Here is a 22,260-nt window from a genome sequence, read left to right as displayed (position 1 = left end):
ACATTAATGTTTGAATTGCATGATAATGTACCAATCAAGCAAGTAGGGGCCTTCTTTGTTCCTCAGAATTGTTCAGGAATTAGTTTCACACATACTATTGATACTCCTTATAGCATGCTGGTTATTTTAATGATTCGGGACAATCATGGGCGGTTAAGGTTTCAAAAGCAACTCGGTCACAGTAGCAAGACAGTCTATTTAGGAGGGACCGCAGAATATACAACCATTGGAGGCATTCCAGGAAAAATAAATTCTGGGCAATGGACATTGGAATTTATTTTCAATCAGGAATATGGAAAATATTTCGACGGAAGCCATATTCATTCCTGTATTGAAATTCAGTTTTCTGAGGGTAGAAATGAGACGGAGATGATTGATGGTCCAATCTGGGTTGATGAGGATTTTAACTACAGTTTTTTGGAACCGAGTAAGATCTACCAGAGGGGGACGAAATGGTACAAGGGGGATTTTCATACCCATACCCAATTATCTGATGGGAGGGATTTGCCACGGTCGGTTGTAGAAAAGGTCATTGCAGAGCAGAACTTAGATTTTTACCTTGCGACCGAGCATAATCTTTTGCATACTGGTTGGCCTGAAACATTCCTAATGGTTTTACCAGGTATGGAAATTACGACAGGACAGGGTCACGCTAATTTATTTGGACTGACAAAACGGCCAGAATCGTTGGATGCACTGATTTTGGCTCACCAAAAAGAAGATGTGTTGCAGGCCTTGGATGAGCTAATTGCTGAGGCCAAGGATAATGGTTGGTTGTTTTCAATTAACCATCCCTTCTTATATCTTTGGAAATGGCTTCATGATACATTAAGTTTAGACTTGTTGGATTGTGTTGAGATTATCAATGATCCAACGTATGAGCTAGAGGAAGATGCAAATGGAAGATTAGCCAATCAGCAAGCTGTAGAGTTGGCAGATTTATTCTGGTCGCAAGGTTACCGTATTTGTGCAATAGGTGGAAGTGATTCTCATATGGTGAAAGGGGAACGCTATCCAAGTTCGAAAATTCCATCCATACCTGGGGATCCAGCAACGTGGGTGTATATGGAAAATCTTACTCCGAATAATCTCTACTCTGCACTGAGACAGTGCCATGCTTATGTCACTCGTTTCAGTAGTCTGGACTTTGAATTTATTCAACGAAGTGAGGAAGAGGTGAATCTTGGCACGCTGTCTTTCGGTGATCAACTTCATGCAGAATGTGCATTTCTGGATTATAGGCTTTCCTTAAAAATGGATTTTGATGAGGCGTTGCTATTTTGCTATATAGATGGCCAAAAAGTCGAACTCACCACCGAGGTCAGTACTGAAGGAGTCTATACTGCTTCTGGACGGATTACGCTGAATGAAGTCTCCTACCAGTGGATTCGGTTTGGGGCTACGAATCAAGATGGTGATTTTAGGTTCTATGGAAATGCCCTGACGAAAGGCCATCGGGTGCCTGATATAAGAACCTTCCGTCAGGCAAAAGAAAAGCTAGGAATTTCTGGATGATTAAAGGGATATTATTTGATAAAGATGGCACTATAATTGATTTTTTCAAGGTCTGGCAACCAGCAGTTAGGCCTGTTCTGATAAATCTATTATCCTTCCTTGATCTTCCACCTACAATGGATAACATACTTCCTTTGGAGGAGGCTATTGGTATCAAAAATGATGTACTTGATCCGGAAGGGGCCTTGGCTTGGAAACCTTATGAACAGATTGCTGCCGATTTAGCAGTTATACTTGAAAAAGAGCGACCTAATCTGGAGATTGGGGTATTGCAGATGTTGCTAGAACGGTCTTTTTCAGAACATTTCCAGACCATCACAGACTACCCTGTGTTTACCGATATGTCTGTATTGTTTGAAGAATTAAGAAAAAGGAAAATCAAAATCGGTATAGTTACGACAGATAACTCGGATGCTACACAGGATTGTTTATCAAGCCTTGCGATTGAGAAGTATGTCAGTTATTGTGCAACAGCAGATAGTGGTCACCCTATCAAACCGAGTGAGCGTCTGTTTCGAGATGTACTGAGGGAGTGGCAACTAACTTGTGAAGAAGTTGCAGTGGTAGGTGATACGCCAAATGATATGCGTTTTGCATTGAATGGTGGTGGAGTACCGATTGGAGTGTTAAGCGGGGTAGGAACGTATAAGTCGCTCAGTCACTATACAGATACGATTATTCCATCTTTAGCTGAGTTGTTAGAGTTTATTGATAGAAGAAATGAGGAAATATAGGTGGCAAAAATAGAATTAAGAAATATCGTCAAGGCCTATGACAACCATATAGCTGTCCATAATTTTAACTTGGAGATAGCTGATAAAGAATTTATCATTATTGTGGGTCCTTCTGGTTGCGGGAAATCAACGTCTTTACGGATGATTGCTGGTTTAGAAGATATTACCTCGGGAGAACTGCTGGTGGATGGGGAAACCATCAACCATATCAGTCCAAGTGACCGAGATATAGCGATGGTTTTTCAAAATTATGCCTTATATCCGCATATGACAGTCGCCCAAAATATTGGCTATAGTCTCAAAATCAAGGGACTTAAGAAGCAAAAAATCAAGGAAAAGGTAGCAGAAATTGCAGATGTATTAAGTTTAACACCGTACCTAAATAGAAAACCATCTCAATTATCGGGTGGACAAAAGCAGCGGGTGGCCATGGGCAGAGCAATGGTTCGACAGCCTAAACTATTTCTAATGGATGAGCCATTATCAAATTTGGATGCAAAGCTACGAGGCCAGATGAGAGTGGAGATTGCCAACCTTTATCAGCAACTAGACTCTACATTTATTTATGTAACACATGACCAGACGGAAGCTATGACATTAGGAACTAGGATTGTAGTGATGAAGGACGGTGTGATTCAACAGGTTGACACTCCTCAGAATCTCTATCACAATCCAGCAAATTTGTTTGTCGCAGGGTTCATTGGTACCCCTCCGATGAATTTCATTGAAGGGAGCTTGTTAGAAACAGATCAAGGATTGGCAGTTGAGGTTGGTCAAATGCTGCTCTTGTTACCTAGCGATAAGGAAACAGTGGTAGTCAATAGCGGAATGGCAGGAAATCAAGTAATCGTAGGAATTCGTCCGAATAATATTGTTATATCCAGAGATTTAACAATTTCTAAGGCAGTAGAAGGCAGGGTGGAAGTTTATGAAATGTTTGGAGATGATGCCTTCTTGCATATTCATCTTGCAGCTATAGATACTCAGATTGTTGTAAAAACGGACTCCTTGGAGCCATTTTCTATTGGAGAACAAGTGAGTGTAAGAATACTGGAAAACCATCTCCATCTATTTGATAAGGAAACGGGGATAGCGATTGTAAATTGAATATGGCTAAATGATCTCTTTACTGACCTGAACTATGATTGTAAGGGACCTGGAATAAATAGATATAATTGCTTGCTAAAACCTCCAACAAGCAATCAATCGTATTCGTGTTGGGAAACGTTGATAAAATTGGGATTGAACTTGGTTCAGTTCCTTTTTTTAATTTCATGATATAATGGAGATATGATACAATCAATTTTGCAATTTATAAGTCATCTACTCTTTATCTATATAAGTTATCATCTATTGATAACGACAGTAGATTGGGCACGATGGTTAAAAGTAACGGGAGATAATCAGCCAAAAATCAACATGCTGATATTATTTATTGCTATTGCATTAGGTTATTTAGTCTCAACTTTCTTTTTAGAGTTGTTACTAATTGGACGTTCTTTTGCAACTATGTCTTAATAGGTTAAGAAGAGGGAAGTGAATGGAAACAATCATTGTTAAAGGAAGTCAAGCTGGATTAAAAGGTCAAGTTGAGATTGAGGGTGCAAAAAATGCAGTTCTACCCTTGTTAGCAGCGACAGTTTTGGCAAGTAAGGGTCAGACTCAGCTGACACAAGTACCGATTTTATCTGATGTGTTCACAATGAACAATGTTGTTCGTGGTTTGGGTGTTCGTGTAAAATTTGACGAGGAAACGAAGACAATTGATGTTGATGCGACTGGAAAATTAGGTAGTGAAACTCCCTATAAATATGTTAGTCAAATGCGTGCATCCATCGTCATTCTTGGTCCAATTTTAGCTCGTAATGGCTATGCGAAAGTATCTATGCCAGGTGGTTGTACAATCGGTAGTCGTCCAATTGATCTTCATTTGAAAGGTCTACTAGCGATGGGAGCAAGAATTAAGCAACGGGCTGGTTACATTGAAGCCAGTGCGGAGGCCTTGCAAGGTGCTCATATTTATCTTGATTTTCCAAGTGTCGGTGCGACACAAAATTTAATGATGGCAGCAACGCTTGCTCATGGTATGACTATACTTGAAAATGCTGCGCGCGAACCTGAAATCGTTGATTTGGCTATTTTTCTAAATAAGATGGGTGCGAATGTTAAGGGAGCAGGTACTGAGACAATTACCATTACGGGTGTAGAAGAATTGGTAGGAGTAGAGCATCAAGTTGTTCAAGACCGTATCGAAGCAGGTACATTTATGGTGGCTGCTGCTATGACCGGTGGAGATGTTTTAATTAAGGATGCTGTCTGGGAGCACAATCGTCCGCTTATTTCTAAAATGATAGAAATGGGAGTTGAAGTAACGGAAGAAGCAGAAGGGATTCGAGTGCGTTCACAAGTGGACAAACTCAAACCTGTAACAGTAAAAACCTTACCACACCCTGGCTTTCCGACCGACATGCAGGCCCAATTTACCGCATTAATGGCAGTTGCAAAAGGTGAGTCAACCATGATTGAAACGGTGTTTGAAAATCGATTCCAACACCTTGAAGAATTACGTCGGATGAATTTGCATTCGGAAATTTTACGTGATACGGCTATCATTTCTGGGGGACAACCCTTGCAAGGAGCTCAGGTAATGTCGACAGATTTACGGGCTAGTGCAGCCTTGATTTTAGCTGGATTGGTTGCTGAAGGACAAACCATTGTTGGGAAATTGACCCACTTGGATCGTGGTTATTATCGTTTTCATGAAAAATTAGCTGCCTTAGGTGCGTCGATTGAACGTGTGAGTGGAGAAGTTGAAAATGGATAAGGAATATCTAGGTAATATGGGTAAAAATTTACTCTTTGTAGTGATAATTTTACTGTTTGCAATTTTAATCTTTGCCTTTGGGCTGATGGTTGGATACGGAGTCATAGGTGATGGTGACAATATGTTTTCAATACTATCGGTAGAAAAATGGCAAGAATTCATTTCTAAATTTACTGGAAAGTAGGCTAGTCCTACTTTTTTAATGGAGATTTTATGGCGAAGAAAAATGTAAAAAAACAAGCAATGAGTTTGCTCAGCTTATTGGCTACGATTGTTGCAGTAGCGGGTGGCTATCTTTTAAGCGATAACAAGAGCAGTAACGTTGCTGATTATTCCTATTATGTCAATCGGTCTAAGGCAAGTGAAGGCACACCTAGTCAGGAACTGGCTAATTCGGTATTGACAGAAGATGTAAAAAAGCAACTGGGGAATTCGATTGAATGGAATGGCGCTGGAGCATTTATTATTAACGGGAATCAAACGGTTTTAGATGCATCGGTTGCCAGTGTTCCTTATGGTGATAATAAGACAAAGACAGTTCAGGGAGAAACGGTTCCAACGGTAGCCAATGCGCTTTTAGCCAAATCTACACGTCAGTATAAGGATCGTGAAGCAACTGGTAATGGACGTACGTCATGGACTCCTGCTGGCTGGCACCAAATTCATGATTTGCCAGGGGAATATGATCATGCAGTTGATCGTGGACATCTTTTAGGCTATGCCTTGATTGGTGGTCTTGCTGGATTTGATGCCTCAACAAGTAATCCCAAAAACATAGCGGTTCAAACTGCCTGGTCTAACCAAGCTAACGACCAAACTTCAACTGGGCAGAATTATTTTGAAAGTCAAATTCGGCGGGCCTTGGATAAAAATAAGCGTGTCCGCTATCGTGTGACCTTGGTGTATGCTGAGAGTGAAGACCTTGTTCCTGTCGGAAGCCATCTAGAGGCAAAAGCAGCAGATGGTAGTCTAGAGTTCAATGTGTTCGTTCCAAATGTGCAGAGCGGTCTCAGTATCAACTATCATAGTGGGGAAATTGCAGTGAATGAGTAAAGAAATCAATTGCCAAAAACTCTTATTTTTGATAGAATATTCTTAATTGAATAGAAGTCTGTGAGACTAGTACACCTATGGAAACTGCCCAGGGAGTTGAGCCGTGACTGCAAGCTCAATCAGTGAAAGTTGGTCGAATTCACTCACACAAGGACTTAGAACCTTTATTCACATATATAAGCACTTTACTTGTGAAGACCGGTTCTTAGAAACAAGGTCTGCCTAGCAGATGAAAACGGATGGTACCGCGTGACAACGCTCCGATACGAGTGGTGTCATGCGTTTTTTTATTGGAGGAATTATGTCAAACATTGAACAACAGTTGGCTGAATTAAGTCAAACTACACTTGAAAAGTTAAAAGAAATCCAGCACCAAGGAGAGAAAGAACTACAAGACCTGCGTGTCGCGGTTTTGGGTAAAAAAGGGTCCTTGACTGACTTGTTGAAAGGCTTGAAAGACCTGTCTAACGATATGAAACCAATCGTTGGTAAGCAGGTCAATGAGGTGCGTGATGTGCTGACGGCTGCTTTTGAAGAAACCGCTCAGAAGGTTGCAGCAGCAAAAATCCAACAGCAACTAGCTTCAGAAACTATTGATGTAACCTTGCCAAGTCGTCAGGTTAAGGTCGGAAAACGTCATGTCTTGACCCAGACTTCTGAAGAAATCGAAGATATTTTCTTGGGCATGGGCTTCCAAATCGTTGATGGATTTGAAGTGGAGAAAGACTATTATAACTTTGAGCGCATGAATTTGCCAAAAGACCACCCAGCACGTGATATGCAGGATACCTTCTATATCACAGAAGAAATCCTTATGCGGACCCATACATCACCAGTTCAGGCACGTACAATGGACCAACATGATTTCTCAAAAGGTGCTTTGAAGATGATTTCGCCAGGCCGTGTTTTCCGTCGTGATACGGACGATGCGACCCACAGCCACCAGTTCCACCAGATTGAAGGCTTGGTTGTCGGTGAAAATGTATCCATGGGTGATCTCAAAGGTACACTTGAATTGATCATCAAGAAAATGTTTGGTGAAGAGCGTCAGATTCGCCTGCGTCCATCTTACTTCCCGTTCACAGAGCCTTCTGTTGAAGTGGATGTTTCCTGCTTCAAGTGTGGTGGTGACGGCTGTAACGTATGTAAGAAAACAGGCTGGATTGAAATCCTCGGTGCCGGCATGGTCCATCCGCAAGTATTGGAAATGAGTGGCATTGACTCAACCAAGTACTCTGGCTTTGCCTTTGGTCTTGGTCAGGAACGAATTGCCATGCTCCGTTACGGTATCAACGATATTCGTGGATTCTATCAAGGAGATGTACGATTCTCTGAGCAGTTTTAATCCGATACTCATAAATGGTGCTGAAGCACCTATTTATGAGACGACAATCGCTATGGCGAACTGTCTAATCGTCACACTAGCTCTAATGTTGAAAAAATATCGTTTTCAACATTAGAACGTCGTAACTCCGCTGGAGTAGGTGAACGGAAATCGCGATTAAGCGACTTTCCTAGCTACCTTACTAGGATTTCAAGCAAAAAATATCGTTTTGCTTGAAATACCTTCGTAATCCTATAAAAAGTTATTAGATCGTTGTTTGAGAGAAGCAGAAGCCGCTATAGCGGTCTTTCTACTCACCTCACTAGGTTTAGAGTTGAAAAAATATCGTTTTCAACATTAGAACGTCGTAACTCCGCTGGAGTAGGTGAACGGAAATCGCGATTAAGCGACTTTCCTAGCTACCTTACTAGGATTTCAAGCAAAAAATATCGTTTTGCTTGAAATCTGTCGTAATCCGATAAAGTTAGTAGATTGTTGTTTGAGAGAAACGGTAGCGGCTCTAGCGGTATACCTACTCCCTCACTAGATTTCTGGATGAAAAAATGTCGTTTTCAATCTTATAACGTCGTAATTCCGCACGAGTAAAGTGAAGGAAAGTCGCTATTCTGCGATTTTCCTAGCTCATTTAGAAATGAGAGGCAATGAGATGCAGATTGATCCTATACGTTTAGAAGAGGTTTCCGCTTTGCAGGAGCTGGCTACACAGACTTTTGCCGAGACCTTCGCTCACGATAATGACCCTAAAAAACTGAAGGCTTTCTTTGAGGAAGCGTATTCACTCGAAGTCTTGACTAGTGAGTTATCGGATTCCAACTGCCAGCACTATTTTCTAAGAGTAGATCATCAGATAGCTGGTTATCTTAAGCTTAACCAGGGTCCTGCTCAGACAGAACATGAGCTGGAAAATGCCTTTGAAATCCAGCGTATCTATCTCTTAAAGGCCTATCAAGGTCAAGGGTTGGGTAAGAAACTTTTTGAGTTTGCTTTGAAAAAAGCAGAGCAGTCAAGCTGTGATTGGGTCTGGCTGGGAGTTTGGGAACATAATTACAAGGCTCAGAAATTCTATTCCAAATACGGATTTGAAAAATTTGGCCAGCATGAATTTGCGGTCGGTGATAAGATAGATGTGGATTGGCTACTAAAACGGCCTTTGCACCAGAAAGGATAATATGTTAGTAAGTTACAAATGGTTAAAAGAACTCGTTGACTTTGATGCGACAAGCCAAGACTTGTCTGAAAAAATGTCAACAACAGGGATTGAGGTAGAAGGGGTTGAGCAAAAGAGTGCTGGGCTGTCTAAGTTGGTTGTTGGTCAGGTTGTGTCTTCTGAGCCAATTCCAGATACCCACCTCAACATCTGCCAGGTCAATGTCGGTGAAGAAGTTACGCAAATCGTTTGCGGTGCTCCAAATGTCAAGCCAGGCATCAAGGTGATCGTCGCTCTGCCAGGTGCGCGTATCGCTGGAAACTACAAGATTAAGAAAAGCAAAATCCGTGGAGTTGAATCCTTGGGTATGCTCTGCTCATTGAGCGAAATCGGCGTGTCCGACTCTGTGGTACCAAAAGTATATGCGGACGGAATCTACCACCTGCCTGAAGATGCAGTCGTGGGTGAGCCAGTCTTTTCATATCTGGACCTCGACGACGAGATTATCGAGCTGTCCATCACACCAAACCGTGCCGACGCTCTCTCTATGCGTGGTGTGGCTCACGAAGTGGCTGCTATCTATGATAGCAAGGTCAACTTCAAGCCTGTAGCCTTGGAGGAAAGTGATAAGAAGGCCAGCGATGTGATTGAAGTGGCCATTGAGTCAGAAAAGGTAGCTGCCTACACGGCGCGTGTCATTGAAAATGTGATTATCGCACCGAGTCCACAGTGGTTGCAAAACCTGCTCATGAACGCAGGTATCCGCCCGCTCAACAACGTGGTGGACATCACCAACTATATCTTACTTTACTTCGGTCAGCCAATGCACGCCTTTGACTTTGACAAGTTTGATGGCAAGAAAATCGTGGCTCGTCAGGCAAAAGAGGGTGAGAACTTGGTAACTCTTGACGGCGAAGAGCGTGACTTGATTGCTGATGACATCGTCATTTCCGTTGGGGACAAGGCGGTTGCCCTTGGTGGTGTCATGGGTGGTGCCAACACAGAGATTGACAACAACTCTAAGACGGTTGTGCTGGAAGCAGCCCTCTTTGACGGCAAGTCAATTCGCAAGACCTCAGGTCGCCTCAATCTTCGTTCTGAATCCTCTTCTCGCTTTGAAAAAGGAATCAACGTGGCGACTTTGACGGAGGCTATGGACACAGCAGCTGCTATGATTGCGGAATTGTCTGGCGGTCAGGTCTTGTCTGGCATCGTTTCTGCGGGCAGCGTGGACACTTCGGATGTCCCAGTCACAGCGACCATTGATTACGTCAACCGCTCGCTCGGGACTAATCTGGACTATGCCCAAATCGCAGATATTTTCCGTCGTTTAGGTATGGAAACAACTGGCGATGCAAGTCAGTTTACAGTCGCAGTACCGCGTCGTCGTTGGGACATTCGCATTCCTGCAGACTTAGTTGAAGAAATCGCTCGTATTTATGGCTACAATAATCTGCCAACTACTCTTCCGAAAGAGGACGGAACAGCAGGTGAGTTGACCCTGACCCAGAACATCCGTCGCCAAGTACGTAGCCTGGCAGAAGGTGCAGGACTGACAGAAATTATTTCCTATGCCTTGACAACGCCTGAAAAGGCTGTGGAGTTTGTGGCACGCCCAACCACAGTCACCGAACTCATGTGGCCAATGACCGTTGACCGCTCTGCCCTTCGTCAGAACATGGTGTCTGGTATGTTAGACACAGTTGCCTACAACGTGGCTCGTAAGAACAAGAACTTGGCTCTTTACGAAATCGGTAAAATCTTTGAACAGTCTGGCAATCCAAAAGAAGACCTTCCACAAGAAATCAATAAATTTGCCCTTGTCTTGACTGGCTTGGTAGCTGAGAAAGACTTCCAGACACCTGCTGTACCCGTTGATTTCTTCCATGCTAAAGGTATCTTGGAAGCTATCTTTGGTCACTACAAGTTGGCAGTTGACTTTATGGCAACCAGTGAGATTGCTGCCCTGCACCCAGGTCGTACTGCTGAAATCCATTTGAATGGGGCGGTAATCGGCTTTGTCGGACAAGTTCACCCTCAAACGGCTAAGGACTACGGTATTCCTGAAACTTATGTGGCTGAAATCAATTTGGATGGGATTGAAGAAGCTCTCCAGCCTGCTCAGCCATTTACCGAAATCTCTAAATTCCCAGCGGTCAGCCGTGACATTGCCCTACTTTTGAGCAGTGATGTCAAGCATCAGGATGTCCTGAATGCCATTGCGGCTGCGGGCGTGAAACGCTTGACCAAGGTGACCCTCTTTGACGTCTATGCTGGCGGCAATATCGAGGCTGGTAAAAAGTCTATGGCTTATAACCTGACCTTCCAGAATCCTGAAGATAGCTTGACGGATAAGGAAGTGGCTAAGTACATGGAGAAAATTAGTAAGGCTTTGGTTGAGCTTGGTGCTGAAATTCGTTAAACTTTAGTCTTTCATTTTATCTTTTATTACTTCGACGTATGAGGAAACTCTGTTTCCTTATCTCCAACTTAAAATAATTTCAGATTATTTGAACTCGCTTTGACGTACTCGACAGCTGTGACTTGCTATCGTAAGTAATATTTTCAGACTTGCACAGACGGTTGGTCTGTGCAAGCTATCTGCAGCTTTTGATGCGAACTTTATTCGATCTATTTCCCACCTCCAAAGGTTTCCTAAACCTTTGGAGGTGTACAAAAGCAAATTGAAAGACTATACTACTAAATCCTAGTCTGAGGGCTAGGATTTTTGGGAGGGTGGTATGAATGTTCAAGAGATTCAAGAAAAATTTTTCCGAGAAGGCAAGCTTATCGCTTTTCCTAAAAAATTAAAAAGTAGGCAGGACTTGTTTGCCTATTTACAAGAAGAATTAGCTAAAAAAGGCTCGACCTTCACAGAAAAAGAAGTTAATGCCTTTCTAGCTGAGATTTATGATGACTTTGCTATATTGAGACGCTACTTGGTGGATTATGGCTATCTATCGCGTGATCAGTATGGTTTGGAATACAGAATAGAAGAAAAGAGATGATTGCGGTCATCTCTTTTGTCTTACAAAATAAAGGGTTCAATCTTCAACTCTATCTGGTTGCCATACTTGGCTAGTAAATCGTCTGCCAGGGGATGATAGAGTGCTCGTAGTTGTTCAATCTTGTCAGGGAATTGCTTGCCGATGTAGTCAAACTTGCATTCGATGGTTAAGAAAAGTTGGTGGAAGAGTTCGTTAATCTCATTCAATCGGGCAATCATTTCTTCATCTTCTTTGAGAAAATCAGGGATTTCTGAGCGATTGTTGACAAAACCATCGCTGAGTTTTACGGGGAAAGAGCCGTATTCTAGGACAAATTCGTACATGGGATTCTCCTTGCCTTACTATTGATAGGACTATTGTAGCATAGATTAGAATGTGACAAAAGAATTTCACCTTCCTTCAGTTTAAGTTTTGTTTAATGCTATTTTCAGTTTCATTTAAAGCTTGGTCGGTAAACTATATTTTGTAAACAAGACAGGAACCTGTCAAAATTCAAGATTTAGGATAGAAGAGGTAAAGCAATGAAAACAAGAATCGTACAAAAGCAATTTAAACGTAAAGAAACCAAATATATTGTTGATATGGATGTATTTGTAGAATTTGAGAAAGAACTTCGTCAACATATGACCGAAGATGAATTTGCTACATCAACGATTACGAATATTTACTTTGACAATGAAGATTTTGATATGATTCAAGATTCTCTTGCTAAGAAAAATGGACGTGAAAAAATTCGTATGCGTGTGTATGATGAAATTCCATCAGAAACAAGTCAAGCCTTTTTGGAAATCAAGAAAAAGGAAAATAAAATTGGCTATAAATATCGTCTAACATCTAATCCAGTATCTGTTACAAATTACATTAAAAATGGTGTTATTGATGCTACTATCAAAGATGAAAAAGTAATATCAGAACTGGAACAGTTGAGAAAACGTTATGGTGTCATCAAACCTAAAATGTATATTTATTATGATCGCGTATCATATAAGGGTATTAAGGACAAAAAAGTTCGCTTAACCATTGATAAAAACCTCGTATATCGTGACTATAATGTCAATGTAATGGTAGGGAGATTTGGTAAAGCCTTGCTAGATCCTAAAAAGGTCATCATGGAAATCAAAGTTCCAGAGGAACGTCCAGATTGGTTGGTTGCCTTGTTGGAAAAATACAATATCGAAAAACAATCGTTTTCAAAATATGGCAATGCTTATAAGCTAGCCCACGACATCGTAGAAGAGGAAGTCATTCATCATGCAGCTGTATAATAGTATCTTTTCAACAGCCAATAGTAGTATCAACCTAGTCCAGATGGTCCTGGTTTTCGGAGTCAGTCTATCCATGGGGGTACTCTTAGCGGCTGTTTACAAATATAAATCGAATTATACAAAGGAATTCGTTATCACTCTAAGTCTCATGCCGGCCTTGATTGCTGTTATCATTTCTTTGGTAAACGGGAACTTAGGTGCAGGTGTTGCGGTAGCGGGGACCTTTAGTCTAATTAAATTCCGCTCGGCAGCAGGTTCATCAAAAGAAATGCTTGCAGTCTTGCTGGCGATGGCTATTGGTCTTGCAACAGGAATGGGCTTCCTTGGTTTAGCCATATTTACAACAGTCATCTTATCAGCTTGTATCTTGATTTTTGAAAACATCAGTTTTGTTCAAGTCAATCAAAATCGTCGCCATCTCTTAGTGACAGTCCCTATGAATTTCAATTATGATCAGTTTTTTGAAAATCAATTTGGTAAGTCTTGTAAGCAGTCTGATTTATTATCCCTTAAATACAAAAAGAAAAAAGAAGCGCTTGTTTTAGAATATCAAGTCCTTCTTGATAAGAAAATTACAGATAAGCGTTTGGTAGATACAGTCTTATCAGCGGGTCCGCTGGATGTTGTGTTAAATAAACAAATGCCTAAGAAGAAATTCTTATAATACAGAAAACCTTGGTTTGTGTGTCTACCAAGGCTTTTTTTCTATTTTGAAATAGACTGATGGGATAGCCTACTCACCATAAAAATCGACACTATAATCGACGAGTGTGTCTCCATCATATTGAAAACTAGCAGAGAAAAAGGGGCGATTTTCCAGAAGCCACTGTTGAAAATGACGGTCGCCTTCCCAAGTCGGCTTTGATAAAACCTGATCGTAGGGAACCCATTCCAAATCACCTTCATTACACTCAATAATTATTCCTTCAAAGCCTGTTATTTTAAAGACATAGGTGTACCAATCACAATTAGGGGTGAAATCTGGAAAGGTGATAATTCCTTTTAAGGCATGCTTTGTAACAGTTAGACCTGTCTCCTCAAAGACTTCACGAATGGCGCAGGCTTGAGGGGTTTCACCTGGTTCAAGTTTGCCACCCACCCCAATCCACTTCCCTTCATGGACGTCATTTTCTTTCTTATTTCGATGAAGGAGGAGAAATTCCTTGCCATTATCAATGTAACAAATTGTCGCTAATTGGACTGGTTTCTTAGTCATAGAGGGCTCCTTGTAAATGAATGATTCCATTATACCACAAAGGAGAATGGAGAGAAATCTTTGGGAGGTTTTCTGATTGGGTACAGTCTTGAAATTGAGAAGATGAAAGGTCTTTTCTGAAAATCTAATTTAGGGTATAATAAAGAATCAAATGATTTAGGATGTATTATGTCAAAACAAGAACAAATCGAACAAACTATTTACCAATTATTGGAATTATTGGGTGAAGATCCAAACCGTGAAGGTCTACTTGATACACCGAAACGGGTGACTAAGATGTACTTGGAAATGTTTAATGGGCTAAAAGAGGATCCCAAAGACCAGTTTACAGCCGTTTTTTCAGAAGGTCATGAAGAGGTTGTTTTGGTGAAGGATATTCCTTTCCACTCCATGTGTGAGCACCACTTGGTGCCATTTTATGGGATTGCTCATGTAGCCTATATTCCAAGCAAAGGCCGTGTAACTGGTCTGAGTAAGCTAGCGCGTGCAGTGGAGGTGGCAAGCCGGCGACCTCAATTGCAGGAACGCTTAACTCATCAAGTGGCTCATGCTCTTCAAGATGCCCTTGAGCCAGAAGGTGTATTTGTCATGGTTGAAGCGGAACATATGTGCATGAGTATGCGTGGAATACGCAAACCTGGTAGTAAGACAGTGACCACAGTTGCTCTTGGAAAATATAAAGAAGATGCTGTTTTGCGCCGAGAACTCTTGTCCATGATTCACAATAAATAGGGGGTTCTATGTCTATTGAACAATTAGCCCATCAAATATCAATTATGGGAATACTCAATGTGACACCGGATTCTTTTTCAGATGGTGGTAACTATAATGAAATCGAGTCTGCTCTAGCCCAAGTTGAAAAGTTGTTGTTGGAAGGAGCGACTGTCATCGATGTTGGAGGGGAGTCCACGCGACCTGGTGCAACATTTGTGTCTGAAGAAGATGAGATCGCACGAGTGGTTCCGATTATCCGTGCAATAAAAGAAAATTACGATTGTTCGGTCAGCATTGACACCTATAAAACGAGCACGGCCCGTGCAGCCCTAGAAGCGGGTGCGGATATCTTGAATGATGTTTGGGCTGGCCTTTATGATGGAGATATGTTGGCTTTAGCCGCAGAGTATAAAGTACCAATCATTCTCATGCACAATCAAAAAGAAGAAGTCTATGACGATATTGTAGGAGAAGTAAAAAACTTTCTGGTGGAGCGTGCGCAAGCAGCCTTAGAGGCTGGAGTTGCAGCAGATAACATTTGGTTGGATCCTGGATTTGGTTTTTCAAAAAATGTCCAACATAATCTGGACCTCCTACACGGATTGAACCAAATTACCAGTCTTGGTTACCCAGTATTGTTTGGTATTTCTCGCAAAAGGGTGGTTGATTACCTAATAGGTGGAAATAGTTTACCTGTTGACCGTGATCAAGCAACAGCAGCCCTGTCTGCATGGGCAGTGCAAAAGGGATGCAAAATGGTCCGTGTTCATAATGTGGCAGCCAACAGAGATATTGTAAAAGTTTGGGCTCAGTTAACTGCAGGAGGGCAGAATGGATAAGATTTCGCTGGAAAAATGTCGATTTTATGGCTATCATGGAGCCTTTAAGGAAGAACAGGTCCTTGGTCAAATTTTCACTGTAGACTGTGATTTGTTTGTTGACCTAACTGCGGCCTCAAAAACTGACAATTTAGAAGATACAGTTCACTATGGTATGGTTTTTGAAACGATTAAGGCAGTCGTGGAGGGAAAGCCATATCTTCTTATTGAAAAGGTAGCAGGTGTCATTTGCCAAGAAATTTTTAGTCAGTTTCCAAAAGTGGAAAAGATTCGTTTGGCCATTTACAAGGAAAATCCACCAATTGCTGGCCATTACGATGCTGTTGGGATTGAATTGGAGCGTGAGCGACCATGAAAAATCATGCCTATCTGAGCATTGGGAGTAATATGGGGGACAGACTGGCTTATTTGCAAGCCGCTTTGGAGCAATTAGACAACCATCCAGACTGCCAACTTGGTTTGGTTTCCCCCATTTATAAAACTCCAGCTTGGGGAAAGACAGATCAAGCAGATTTCTTAAATTTGGCTTGTTTGGTATATACCAATTTACCAGCAGAAGATTTTCTCATTGTTTGTCAGGAAATCGAACTGGCCCTAGACAGAGTAAGAATTGAAAAATGGGGTCAACGAACCATTGATTTGGATATCGTGTTCTGGAATAAGGAAATGATTCAGGAGGAGAATTTAATCGTTCCTCATCCCTATGCCCATGAGCGTGGCTTTGTACTTAAGCCACTTTCTGATATAGCGATAGATTATTGCCACCCTGGTTTAAACAAGACAGTTGGAGAAATGTTAAGAGATTTAGGGGAACAAAATGAGATAAGGAGATACGTTTTAGGAGATTTATGACAATCTTAGCGACTTTAGGAGTGTTATTGGCTATTATTGCCATTATTTATTGGACATCAAAGAACTTACATGTGATTATTGCTGCCCCCGCTTGCTAGTTTAATCATTATCTTGACAAACCAAATGAATGTTTTGGAAGTCATGTTGGGGAAAGAGCAGTCTTATATGGCTGGGTTAGCTGGTTTTTTAATCAATAATTTTGCCATTTTTATGTTGGGGTCTATTTTAGCCCAGTATATGGAAGCAAGTGGAGCTACGCAGACGATTGCTAATAGTATTTTAAAAGTGATGGGCAAAGATAGTCCTTATAAAGGTTTGTTGGCTATTACATTGATTGCTTCTATTTTAACCTATGGTGGCGTGAGTATCTTTGTAGTGATTTTTACTTTACTCCCTTTGTCTCGCCCCCTTTTTAAGGAATTAAATATTAACTGGGCGCTTTTCCCGCTACCGGTCTTTTTGGGAGCAGGGACCTACACAATGGCTACTTTACCAGGTGCCCCCTCTATTCAAAATGTTATTCCAACAAAGGTATTAGGAACCAGTTTGACAGCGACACCAGTTATCAGTTTGGCAGCTAGTTTAACACTATTAGTATTCGGAATGCTCTATATGGCCTACTGTTTAAAGAAAAGTCTAGCAGATGGAGAAACTTATACAGAGGAAGAGGATGATACTTCAGTAGCATTAGCTGATTAGGCACCCAATCTGTTTCTATAAGTTTTGCCTTTATGGAGTTTGATTGGAACGATTTTCCTTATGAACCAAACTCCCAATGTCTTAGCAATTGGATTACTTATCTCTATCATCCTATCAGCCTTGATTTTCTATCCATACTTACCAAACCAAAAAGAGATTTTAAATACTGCAACCATAGCATCTGTTGTACCAGCATTTCAGACTTCTAGCACTGTAGCTTTTGGGACAGTGTTAACCCTGTCTGCTGGATTTGCTGTTATTCAAGAATGGTTTCAACAAATTCCTGGCTCCCCATTGATTAGTTTGTCTTTCTCGACAGCATTGGTTAGTGGTATTATTGGCTATTCATCAGGGGCTGTTGGTATCGCCTCCAGTCATTTTTTGCCTACTTATATGGAAAATGGGTATCAATCCAGAATTGCTTCATCGTGTGGTAGTTGTTGCGTCAGCTATCTTGACAGTAGTGCCTCAGTCTGGTGTGATGATTACCTTCCATAATCTATCAAGACTAAGTATGAAACGTGGGCTTAAGTATTCGTTTATTCTGGTGACAGTAGGTCATATTTTAGCTTTGTTGGTTATCTTGCTATTAGCTCCTATTTTTTATTAAAAAATAGAATCCTTAAAAGAAGGGAAGTATTGATTATGGAAAAATTTTGTCAATCTTGTTCTATGCCGCTTGAATTGCATGGTCAAGATGTCCGTGGAAGTGAAAAAGATGGGAGTCAATCACAGATTTATTGCTCCTATTGCTATGTAAATGGTGCATTTGTTGAACCTGATATTACATTTGAACAAATGGTAAATAAGGGGAAAACAGCGATTGCCAACGGGCAAGGTAATGCCCTTGTTAAATTCTTTATGAAGGCAAGTTATCCTATGATGTTGAAAAAAACGCAACGTTGGAAAGCTTAATTTTTCGCTCCTTGTGTATTTCAAGGAGTTTTTCTATTTCATTTTCCAACGTTTTCGAGAATCGTGGTATACTATTATTTAATTAAAGTTAGTGATTTTAATTGAGTATAGTCGAATGAATTAGCTTTCAGACAAGGAACTACGGTGCAGACAGTACTAGAGTACGGCAAGCCGAAAGTGACGATGCATCTACGCTAATTCAAATGACTATATTAGCATTTAAAGGAGGTTCTCATGTCTTTACTTTTATCACCAGTTGAAATGGCAGGTTTGTCATTAAAGAATCGTGTGGTTATGCCACCTATGTGCATGTACGAGGTTAAAAATGAGGATGGCTTACCCACGGCTTTTCATCATGTTCATTATGGGGCGCGTGCGATTGGTGGGGTTGGACTCATTATCCAAGAGGCTACTGCGGTAGAACCAGATGGGCGCTTGTCCAATCGTGATTTGGGAATATGGTCTGATCGTCAAGGTAGGGCCTTAGCGGACTTAGTAATGGAGTTGAAAGCATTTGGAAGTAAAGTTGGAATTCAGCTTAGCCATGGTGGGCGAAAAGCTGCTGATGCTTTACAGCCAATCGGCCCAAGTGCTGTAGGGTACAGTAAAGAATATCAAGTACCAAAAGAAATGACCTTAGACGATATTCAACGTGTTCAGTCAGCTTTTGTATCTGCTGCTCGAAGAGCTCAAGATGCTGGTTACGATATGATTGAAATACATGGTGCACATGGTTACCTGGTAAATGAGTTTTTGGAGCCGTTAACTAACCTACGTTCTGATGAATATGGCGGAACTTTAGAAAAACGTTTCCGGTTTTTGAAGGAGATAATTGAAGGAGTTAAAACGGTATTTTGTGGACCAATTTGGGTGCGTTTATCAGCAACAGCTTATGATGAAACAGGAACACAAAATACTCTTCAAGATTACCAACAAATTGCCAAATGGCTAGAGGAACTTGGGGTGGCTTGTTTAGATATTTCTACGGGTGGTTTGATGGATGTGAAGCCCAATATTCCTATTTATGGAGGCTATCAAGCTACATTTTCAGCACAAATCAAACAAGCAGTCTCCATTCCAGTAACAGCAGTTGGTTTGTTACATAATCCGGAGTTAGGTGAGTATCTATTGCAAACAGGACAAGCTGATCTCATTCAAGTGGGACGCGGTCTAATACGAAATGTCAATTGGTTGGCTGATGCAGCAGAGTCGTTGCACGATCATGATTTTCAGGTCTATAACAACTCCTACAAACGAGGACAGGTGAGGTAATTTCCTAGTATATTACGAGACAAATTGTCTATGTCTCCAAGCTAAAAAGCATTATTATGGATTCAACTATTACTAAATAAACAATTATCAGCTATCTACCTTTGTGGATGGCTTTTTTGATCCTCCCTCTTCTTCTCAGTGGTTCTGTTGCAAAGTTTTCCAAAAAATCTATTTTAGTGTAAAATTGAGAAAAAAGACAGAGAGGACAGGGTAATGAATCATTTTAAAGGGAAACAATTCAAAAAAGACGTCATTATTGTCGCTGTTGGTTACTACCTGCGTTACAATCTAAGTTATCGTGAAGTTCAGGAATTGTTATATGATCGTGGAATAAATGTTTGTCATACTACGATTTATCGTTGGGTGCAAGAGTACAGCAAAGTCCTCTATTATCTTTGGAAGAAGAAAAATAGACAATCCTTCTATTCATGGAAAATGGACGAAACCTATATCAAAATTAAGGGACGTTGGCATTATCTTTATCGTGCAATTGATGCCGAAGGCTTAACCTTAGATATCTGGTTACGAAAGAAACGGGATACGCAAGCAGCCTATGCTTTCTTAAAACGACTCCATAAACAGTTTGGTGAGCCGAAAGCAATTGTGACCGATAAAGCACCTTCTCTTGGCTCCGCCTTTAGAAAGTTACAGAGTGTGGGTTTATATACTAAGACAGAGCACCGAACTGTGAAGTATCTTAATAATTTAATAGAACAAGACCATCGACCTATTAAACGACGAAATAAATTTTATCAAAGTCTCCGTACAGCCTCTTCCACGATTAAGGGCATGGAGACCATTCGAGGAATAAATAAAAAGAACCGAAGAAATGGAACGCTCTTCGGCTTTTCGGTGTCTACTGAAATCAAGGTATTAATGGGAATAACAGCTTAAATCATAGATACCGTAAGGGATTTTATTCTTTATTTAAAACTTTGCAACAGAACCGTATATCTGTACTGATATATATTTCTTTACAAGTGCTAATTATTGTTTTATAATAATTTATATTCGAAAAAGAGTAATTTTGAATACAGGAGAAAAAATGGCAAAATCTACGATTAAAAATATGTCGTTAACAATTTTTAAGGTCTTAACATGGTTAGTGCAGTTAATATTAATGATTGCAGCCTTACAAAATGTTTATTGGCTAATTCGATCAATTAACTCAGCTAGCAATAGTATGTATAGTAAATTTTTTGTGTATTATTTCAAAATCATTACACCTAATACATTAGGACAACAGTTTTTAAGTGGTATAACGATCATTATTCATCTAATAATCATTATCATGATTTTTATCATTATGATAATGATTAGAAAATTAATTACTAGTATTCAACAGGGAAACTATTTTACAACCGTTAACTTACGTTATATAAAAAAGTTGTTTTTAGCAGCAATAACAGCCGTTGTAACACAATTCATGCAATTAGTATTACTTTATCCTTGTATTGCATCTAACGACCTCCATGTATCAGCCATTCGACGAAATGATAGTGTCGGATTGTGGCTAACAGAATTATTATTTGTTGCTATTTTGTATGTTGTTTATCAGGTATTTCATTCAGGTATGCAACTGAAGGTTGAAAATGATGAATTTGTTTAGTTGGAGAAGGATATGATCTTAACAAAGTTAGATTTTATGATGTTAAAGCGACATATATCAGGAAAAGAATTAGCTGAACAGATTGGCATTACGCCCGCTAATTTATCAATTTTAAAGACAGGAAAGGCAAAAGGTATTCGTTTTTCTACTTTAAATAAGTTATGCCAAGTGTTGGATTGTCAGCCAGGCGATTTATTTGATTATGAAGAAGATGAATAATCTGCGTATTGCCTAAATGGGGGAAATGTATCATGAATAATAGTCAATTAAAATTAAATGCAAAAAAACTACTGAAGCAGCATTTAAGTTTTTTTCTAATATTATTTATACCGTATTTTATCTATTTCTATTTACAATATGTTTTGGATTTTTTAGCACTGGATTTAGAGGTAATTTATAAAGGGTTATTGTTAACGAATAACGCATCTTCGCAAGCCGAGTCCTTATTGATTACGAACAACAATTTCAGTAGTTCGTCATTATCAATGACTACGACGCTTGTATTTAGTATTATTACAAGTGGTCTATTATTTGTTGTACTTGATGCGATTAGAGATCGTGAAGATTACACACAACCTATTAAAAAATGGGGAACGATTTTTTCCAATGGTTCTTATTTCATTGGGGCGATAGTGATCTTGATTTTACAAACTATCTGGACTGTATTATGGACAGTACTTTTGATTGTTCCTGGTATTGTTAAATCATTAGCATATTCACAAGCAATATTGATATATCGTGATGCTTTGGATAGCGGTGAATCAATTGGTTATATTGAAGCGATTTCTAGAAGCCGTGAATTGATGGATGGTCATAAATGGCAGTATTTTAAATTATTGATTAGTTTTATTGGTTGGTGGATTTTAGTTGTTCTAACAGCAGGGTTATTAGTAATCTGGGTAGGACCTTATTATCAAATGGCAAAAGTTAACTTTTATAACAACTTAGTTAACAATAACTAGTTAAAGTAAATCCGAGTATTTAGTTGCTCATAAGTCAATAATTCGGACTATTTTTTATCTAGGGCTGAACTGATTAGGCAACTTTTATTTTTTGATTAAAGCCTGGATCCTCAGGTAATGGATTTAGTCATCTTATTAATCAGAGTTCCAATGCTATATTGTCTTTAAAAGGTGATTTCTTTAATGATTTTTTAAATGAAATAAATGGTCAACTTGCTGATCAAGGTAGAGATAAACTATCTAAATCTGATTTTCAAACTTCGCAACAAAACCCTACATAGAAAAAGAGTT

25 protein-coding genes and 2 pseudogenes are annotated in these 22,260 nt (G+C 40.1%); 25 read left to right on the top strand and 2 right to left on the bottom strand.

The annotated features are described in order from the left end of the window. Window positions 1-6: 6 nt before the first annotated feature. The 11 genes from D2A30_06405 to D2A30_06355 all read left to right on the top strand — a co-directional run bounded on the left by D2A30_06405 (window position 7) and on the right by D2A30_06355 (window position 11,626). Window positions 7-1,515, top strand: coding sequence for a hypothetical protein (locus tag D2A30_06405; protein ID ULL21228.1), 1,509 nt, complete (start codon window positions 7-9; stop codon window positions 1,513-1,515). Then, window positions 1,512-2,249 carry an HAD family hydrolase gene (locus tag D2A30_06400; GenBank protein ULL21227.1) on the top strand — a complete coding sequence of 246 codons (738 nt, stop codon included), beginning with the start codon at window positions 1,512-1,514 and terminating at the stop codon, window positions 2,247-2,249. The genes D2A30_06405 and D2A30_06400 overlap by 4 nt, the downstream gene beginning before the upstream one ends. Then, complete coding sequence (ugpC, locus tag D2A30_06395; protein ID ULL21226.1) at window positions 2,250-3,356, top strand: sn-glycerol-3-phosphate ABC transporter ATP-binding protein UgpC; 1,107 nt, start codon at window positions 2,250-2,252, stop codon at window positions 3,354-3,356. It abuts the gene before it with no gap. A 183-nt stretch (window positions 3,357-3,539) separates the two neighbouring features. Then, window positions 3,540-3,767, top strand: a complete 228-nt coding sequence (locus tag D2A30_06390; GenBank protein ULL21225.1) for a DUF1146 domain-containing protein — start codon at window positions 3,540-3,542, stop codon at window positions 3,765-3,767. A gap of 22 nt (window positions 3,768-3,789) precedes the next feature. Then, on the top strand, window positions 3,790-5,073 hold the full coding sequence (murA, locus tag D2A30_06385) for a UDP-N-acetylglucosamine 1-carboxyvinyltransferase (GenBank protein ID ULL21224.1): 1,284 nt from the start codon (window positions 3,790-3,792) through the stop codon (window positions 5,071-5,073). Next, on the top strand, window positions 5,066-5,257 hold the full coding sequence (locus tag D2A30_06380; protein ID ULL21223.1) for a DNA-directed RNA polymerase subunit beta: 192 nt from the start codon (window positions 5,066-5,068) through the stop codon (window positions 5,255-5,257). Before murA ends, D2A30_06380 begins: the two co-directional genes overlap by 8 nt. Window positions 5,258-5,286: 29 nt before the next feature. After that, window positions 5,287-6,126: a DNA/RNA non-specific endonuclease gene (locus tag D2A30_06375; GenBank protein ID ULL21222.1), complete on the top strand. Its 840-nt coding sequence runs from the start codon at window positions 5,287-5,289 to the stop codon at window positions 6,124-6,126. Window positions 6,127-6,427: 301 nt separating this feature from the next. After that, window positions 6,428-7,471, top strand: coding sequence for a phenylalanine--tRNA ligase subunit alpha (locus D2A30_06370; protein ID ULL22004.1), 1,044 nt, complete (start codon window positions 6,428-6,430; stop codon window positions 7,469-7,471). 646 nt (window positions 7,472-8,117) lie between these two features. Then, entirely contained in the window at window positions 8,118-8,639 is a 522-nt protein-coding gene (locus tag D2A30_06365; protein ID ULL21221.1) for a GNAT family N-acetyltransferase, read from the top strand. 1 nt (window position 8,640) lies between these two features. Beyond that, entirely contained in the window at window positions 8,641-11,040 is a 2,400-nt protein-coding gene (locus D2A30_06360; protein ULL21220.1) for a phenylalanine--tRNA ligase subunit beta, read from the top strand. Window positions 11,041-11,359: 319 nt separating this feature from the next. Next, window positions 11,360-11,626, top strand: a complete 267-nt coding sequence (locus D2A30_06355) for a DUF2087 domain-containing protein (GenBank protein ID ULL21219.1) — start codon at window positions 11,360-11,362, stop codon at window positions 11,624-11,626. A 20-nt stretch (window positions 11,627-11,646) separates the two neighbouring features. Here D2A30_06355 and D2A30_06350 read toward each other — a convergent pair whose 3' ends face one another. Then, window positions 11,647-11,949 (bottom strand): hypothetical protein, encoded by a 303-nt coding sequence (locus tag D2A30_06350; GenBank protein ULL21218.1) that lies wholly within the window; start codon window positions 11,947-11,949, stop codon window positions 11,647-11,649. 198 nt (window positions 11,950-12,147) lie between these two features. Between D2A30_06350 and D2A30_06345 the strand changes: the two genes are divergently transcribed. Next, entirely contained in the window at window positions 12,148-12,891 is a 744-nt protein-coding gene (locus D2A30_06345) for a polyphosphate polymerase domain-containing protein (protein ULL21217.1), read from the top strand. Beyond that, entirely contained in the window at window positions 12,878-13,555 is a 678-nt protein-coding gene (locus D2A30_06340; GenBank protein ID ULL21216.1) for a DUF4956 domain-containing protein, read from the top strand. Before D2A30_06345 ends, D2A30_06340 begins: the two co-directional genes overlap by 14 nt. 69 nt (window positions 13,556-13,624) lie before the next feature. Here the strand turns inward: D2A30_06340 and D2A30_06335 are convergent, their stop codons facing one another. Then, complete coding sequence (locus tag D2A30_06335; GenBank protein ID ULL21215.1) at window positions 13,625-14,107, bottom strand: 8-oxo-dGTP diphosphatase; 483 nt, start codon at window positions 14,105-14,107, stop codon at window positions 13,625-13,627. A 168-nt stretch (window positions 14,108-14,275) separates the two neighbouring features. Between D2A30_06335 and folE the strand changes: the two genes are divergently transcribed. The 12 genes and pseudogenes from folE to D2A30_06275 all read left to right on the top strand — a co-directional run bounded on the left by folE (window position 14,276) and on the right by D2A30_06275 (window position 21,969). Further along, window positions 14,276-14,839 (top strand): GTP cyclohydrolase I FolE, encoded by a 564-nt coding sequence (folE, locus tag D2A30_06330; protein ID ULL21214.1) that lies wholly within the window; start codon window positions 14,276-14,278, stop codon window positions 14,837-14,839. An 8-nt stretch (window positions 14,840-14,847) separates the two neighbouring features. Further along, window positions 14,848-15,660 (top strand): dihydropteroate synthase, encoded by an 813-nt coding sequence (folP, locus tag D2A30_06325; protein ULL21213.1) that lies wholly within the window; start codon window positions 14,848-14,850, stop codon window positions 15,658-15,660. After that, complete coding sequence (gene folB, locus D2A30_06320; GenBank protein ULL21212.1) at window positions 15,653-16,015, top strand: dihydroneopterin aldolase; 363 nt, start codon at window positions 15,653-15,655, stop codon at window positions 16,013-16,015. Before folP ends, folB begins: the two co-directional genes overlap by 8 nt. Beyond that, window positions 16,012-16,512: a 2-amino-4-hydroxy-6-hydroxymethyldihydropteridine diphosphokinase gene (gene folK, locus D2A30_06315; protein ULL21211.1), complete on the top strand. Its 501-nt coding sequence runs from the start codon at window positions 16,012-16,014 to the stop codon at window positions 16,510-16,512. The genes folB and folK overlap by 4 nt, the downstream gene beginning before the upstream one ends. Further along, a pseudogene (locus D2A30_06310) lies at window positions 16,509-17,821 on the top strand (GntP family permease). The gene folK and the pseudogene D2A30_06310 overlap by 4 nt, the downstream one beginning before the upstream one ends. A gap of 35 nt (window positions 17,822-17,856) precedes the next feature. Then, window positions 17,857-18,126, top strand: coding sequence for a hypothetical protein (locus tag D2A30_06305; GenBank protein ID ULL21210.1), 270 nt, complete (start codon window positions 17,857-17,859; stop codon window positions 18,124-18,126). Between the two features lie 234 nt (window positions 18,127-18,360). Beyond that, a complete protein-coding gene (locus D2A30_06300; protein ULL21209.1) occupies window positions 18,361-19,398 on the top strand; it encodes an NADH:flavin oxidoreductase/NADH oxidase in 1,038 nt (345 codons plus the stop codon). A 139-nt stretch (window positions 19,399-19,537) separates the two neighbouring features. Next, a pseudogene (locus D2A30_06295) lies at window positions 19,538-19,612 on the top strand (DNA transposition-like protein). Next, complete coding sequence (locus D2A30_06290) at window positions 19,612-20,292, top strand: IS6 family transposase (GenBank protein ULL21208.1); 681 nt, start codon at window positions 19,612-19,614, stop codon at window positions 20,290-20,292. The pseudogene D2A30_06295 and the gene D2A30_06290 overlap by 1 nt, the downstream one beginning before the upstream one ends. Before the next feature lie 151 nt (window positions 20,293-20,443). Beyond that, on the top strand, window positions 20,444-21,007 hold the full coding sequence (locus D2A30_06285) for a DUF2975 domain-containing protein (protein ULL21207.1): 564 nt from the start codon (window positions 20,444-20,446) through the stop codon (window positions 21,005-21,007). A 12-nt stretch (window positions 21,008-21,019) separates the two neighbouring features. Continuing rightward, complete coding sequence (locus D2A30_06280; GenBank protein ULL21206.1) at window positions 21,020-21,226, top strand: transcriptional regulator; 207 nt, start codon at window positions 21,020-21,022, stop codon at window positions 21,224-21,226. A 32-nt stretch (window positions 21,227-21,258) separates the two neighbouring features. Next, on the top strand, window positions 21,259-21,969 hold the full coding sequence (locus tag D2A30_06275) for a DUF975 family protein (protein ULL21205.1): 711 nt from the start codon (window positions 21,259-21,261) through the stop codon (window positions 21,967-21,969). Window positions 21,970-22,260 lie beyond the last annotated feature (291 nt).

It is taken from the genome of Streptococcus suis (genome assembly GCA_022354845.1).
Classification (GTDB): domain Bacteria; phylum Bacillota; class Bacilli; order Lactobacillales; family Streptococcaceae; genus Streptococcus; species Streptococcus suis_AA.
Note: the sequence above shows the minus strand (reverse complement) of the source record. Positions and strands in the feature narration are given on the sequence as shown.

Excerpts from the sequence above, each read along its gene's own strand:
- D2A30_06405 (ULL21228.1), top strand. The coding sequence starts at position 7 with ATGTTTGAATTGCATGATAATGTACCAATCAAGCAAGTAGGGGCCTTC.
- D2A30_06400 (ULL21227.1), top strand. The coding sequence starts at position 1,512 with ATGATTAAAGGGATATTATTTGATAAAGATGGCACTATAATTGATTTT.
- D2A30_06390 (ULL21225.1), top strand. The coding sequence starts at position 3,540 with ATGATACAATCAATTTTGCAATTTATAAGTCATCTACTCTTTATCTAT.
- murA (ULL21224.1), top strand. The coding sequence starts at position 3,790 with ATGGAAACAATCATTGTTAAAGGAAGTCAAGCTGGATTAAAAGGTCAA.
- D2A30_06380 (ULL21223.1), top strand. The coding sequence starts at position 5,066 with ATGGATAAGGAATATCTAGGTAATATGGGTAAAAATTTACTCTTTGTA.
- D2A30_06375 (ULL21222.1), top strand. The coding sequence starts at position 5,287 with ATGGCGAAGAAAAATGTAAAAAAACAAGCAATGAGTTTGCTCAGCTTA.
- D2A30_06370 (ULL22004.1), top strand. The coding sequence starts at position 6,428 with ATGTCAAACATTGAACAACAGTTGGCTGAATTAAGTCAAACTACACTT.
- D2A30_06365 (ULL21221.1), top strand. The coding sequence starts at position 8,118 with ATGCAGATTGATCCTATACGTTTAGAAGAGGTTTCCGCTTTGCAGGAG.
- D2A30_06360 (ULL21220.1), top strand. The coding sequence starts at position 8,641 with ATGTTAGTAAGTTACAAATGGTTAAAAGAACTCGTTGACTTTGATGCG.
- D2A30_06355 (ULL21219.1), top strand. The coding sequence starts at position 11,360 with ATGAATGTTCAAGAGATTCAAGAAAAATTTTTCCGAGAAGGCAAGCTT.
- D2A30_06350 (ULL21218.1), bottom strand. The coding sequence starts at position 11,949 with ATGTACGAATTTGTCCTAGAATACGGCTCTTTCCCCGTAAAACTCAGC.
- D2A30_06345 (ULL21217.1), top strand. The coding sequence starts at position 12,148 with ATGAAAACAAGAATCGTACAAAAGCAATTTAAACGTAAAGAAACCAAA.
- D2A30_06340 (ULL21216.1), top strand. The coding sequence starts at position 12,878 with ATGCAGCTGTATAATAGTATCTTTTCAACAGCCAATAGTAGTATCAAC.
- D2A30_06335 (ULL21215.1), bottom strand. The coding sequence starts at position 14,107 with ATGACTAAGAAACCAGTCCAATTAGCGACAATTTGTTACATTGATAAT.
- folE (ULL21214.1), top strand. The coding sequence starts at position 14,276 with ATGTCAAAACAAGAACAAATCGAACAAACTATTTACCAATTATTGGAA.
- folP (ULL21213.1), top strand. The coding sequence starts at position 14,848 with ATGTCTATTGAACAATTAGCCCATCAAATATCAATTATGGGAATACTC.
- folB (ULL21212.1), top strand. The coding sequence starts at position 15,653 with ATGGATAAGATTTCGCTGGAAAAATGTCGATTTTATGGCTATCATGGA.
- folK (ULL21211.1), top strand. The coding sequence starts at position 16,012 with ATGAAAAATCATGCCTATCTGAGCATTGGGAGTAATATGGGGGACAGA.
- D2A30_06305 (ULL21210.1), top strand. The coding sequence starts at position 17,857 with ATGGAAAAATTTTGTCAATCTTGTTCTATGCCGCTTGAATTGCATGGT.
- D2A30_06300 (ULL21209.1), top strand. The coding sequence starts at position 18,361 with ATGTCTTTACTTTTATCACCAGTTGAAATGGCAGGTTTGTCATTAAAG.
- D2A30_06290 (ULL21208.1), top strand. The coding sequence starts at position 19,612 with ATGAATCATTTTAAAGGGAAACAATTCAAAAAAGACGTCATTATTGTC.
- D2A30_06285 (ULL21207.1), top strand. The coding sequence starts at position 20,444 with ATGGCAAAATCTACGATTAAAAATATGTCGTTAACAATTTTTAAGGTC.
- D2A30_06280 (ULL21206.1), top strand. The coding sequence starts at position 21,020 with ATGATCTTAACAAAGTTAGATTTTATGATGTTAAAGCGACATATATCA.
- D2A30_06275 (ULL21205.1), top strand. The coding sequence starts at position 21,259 with ATGAATAATAGTCAATTAAAATTAAATGCAAAAAAACTACTGAAGCAG.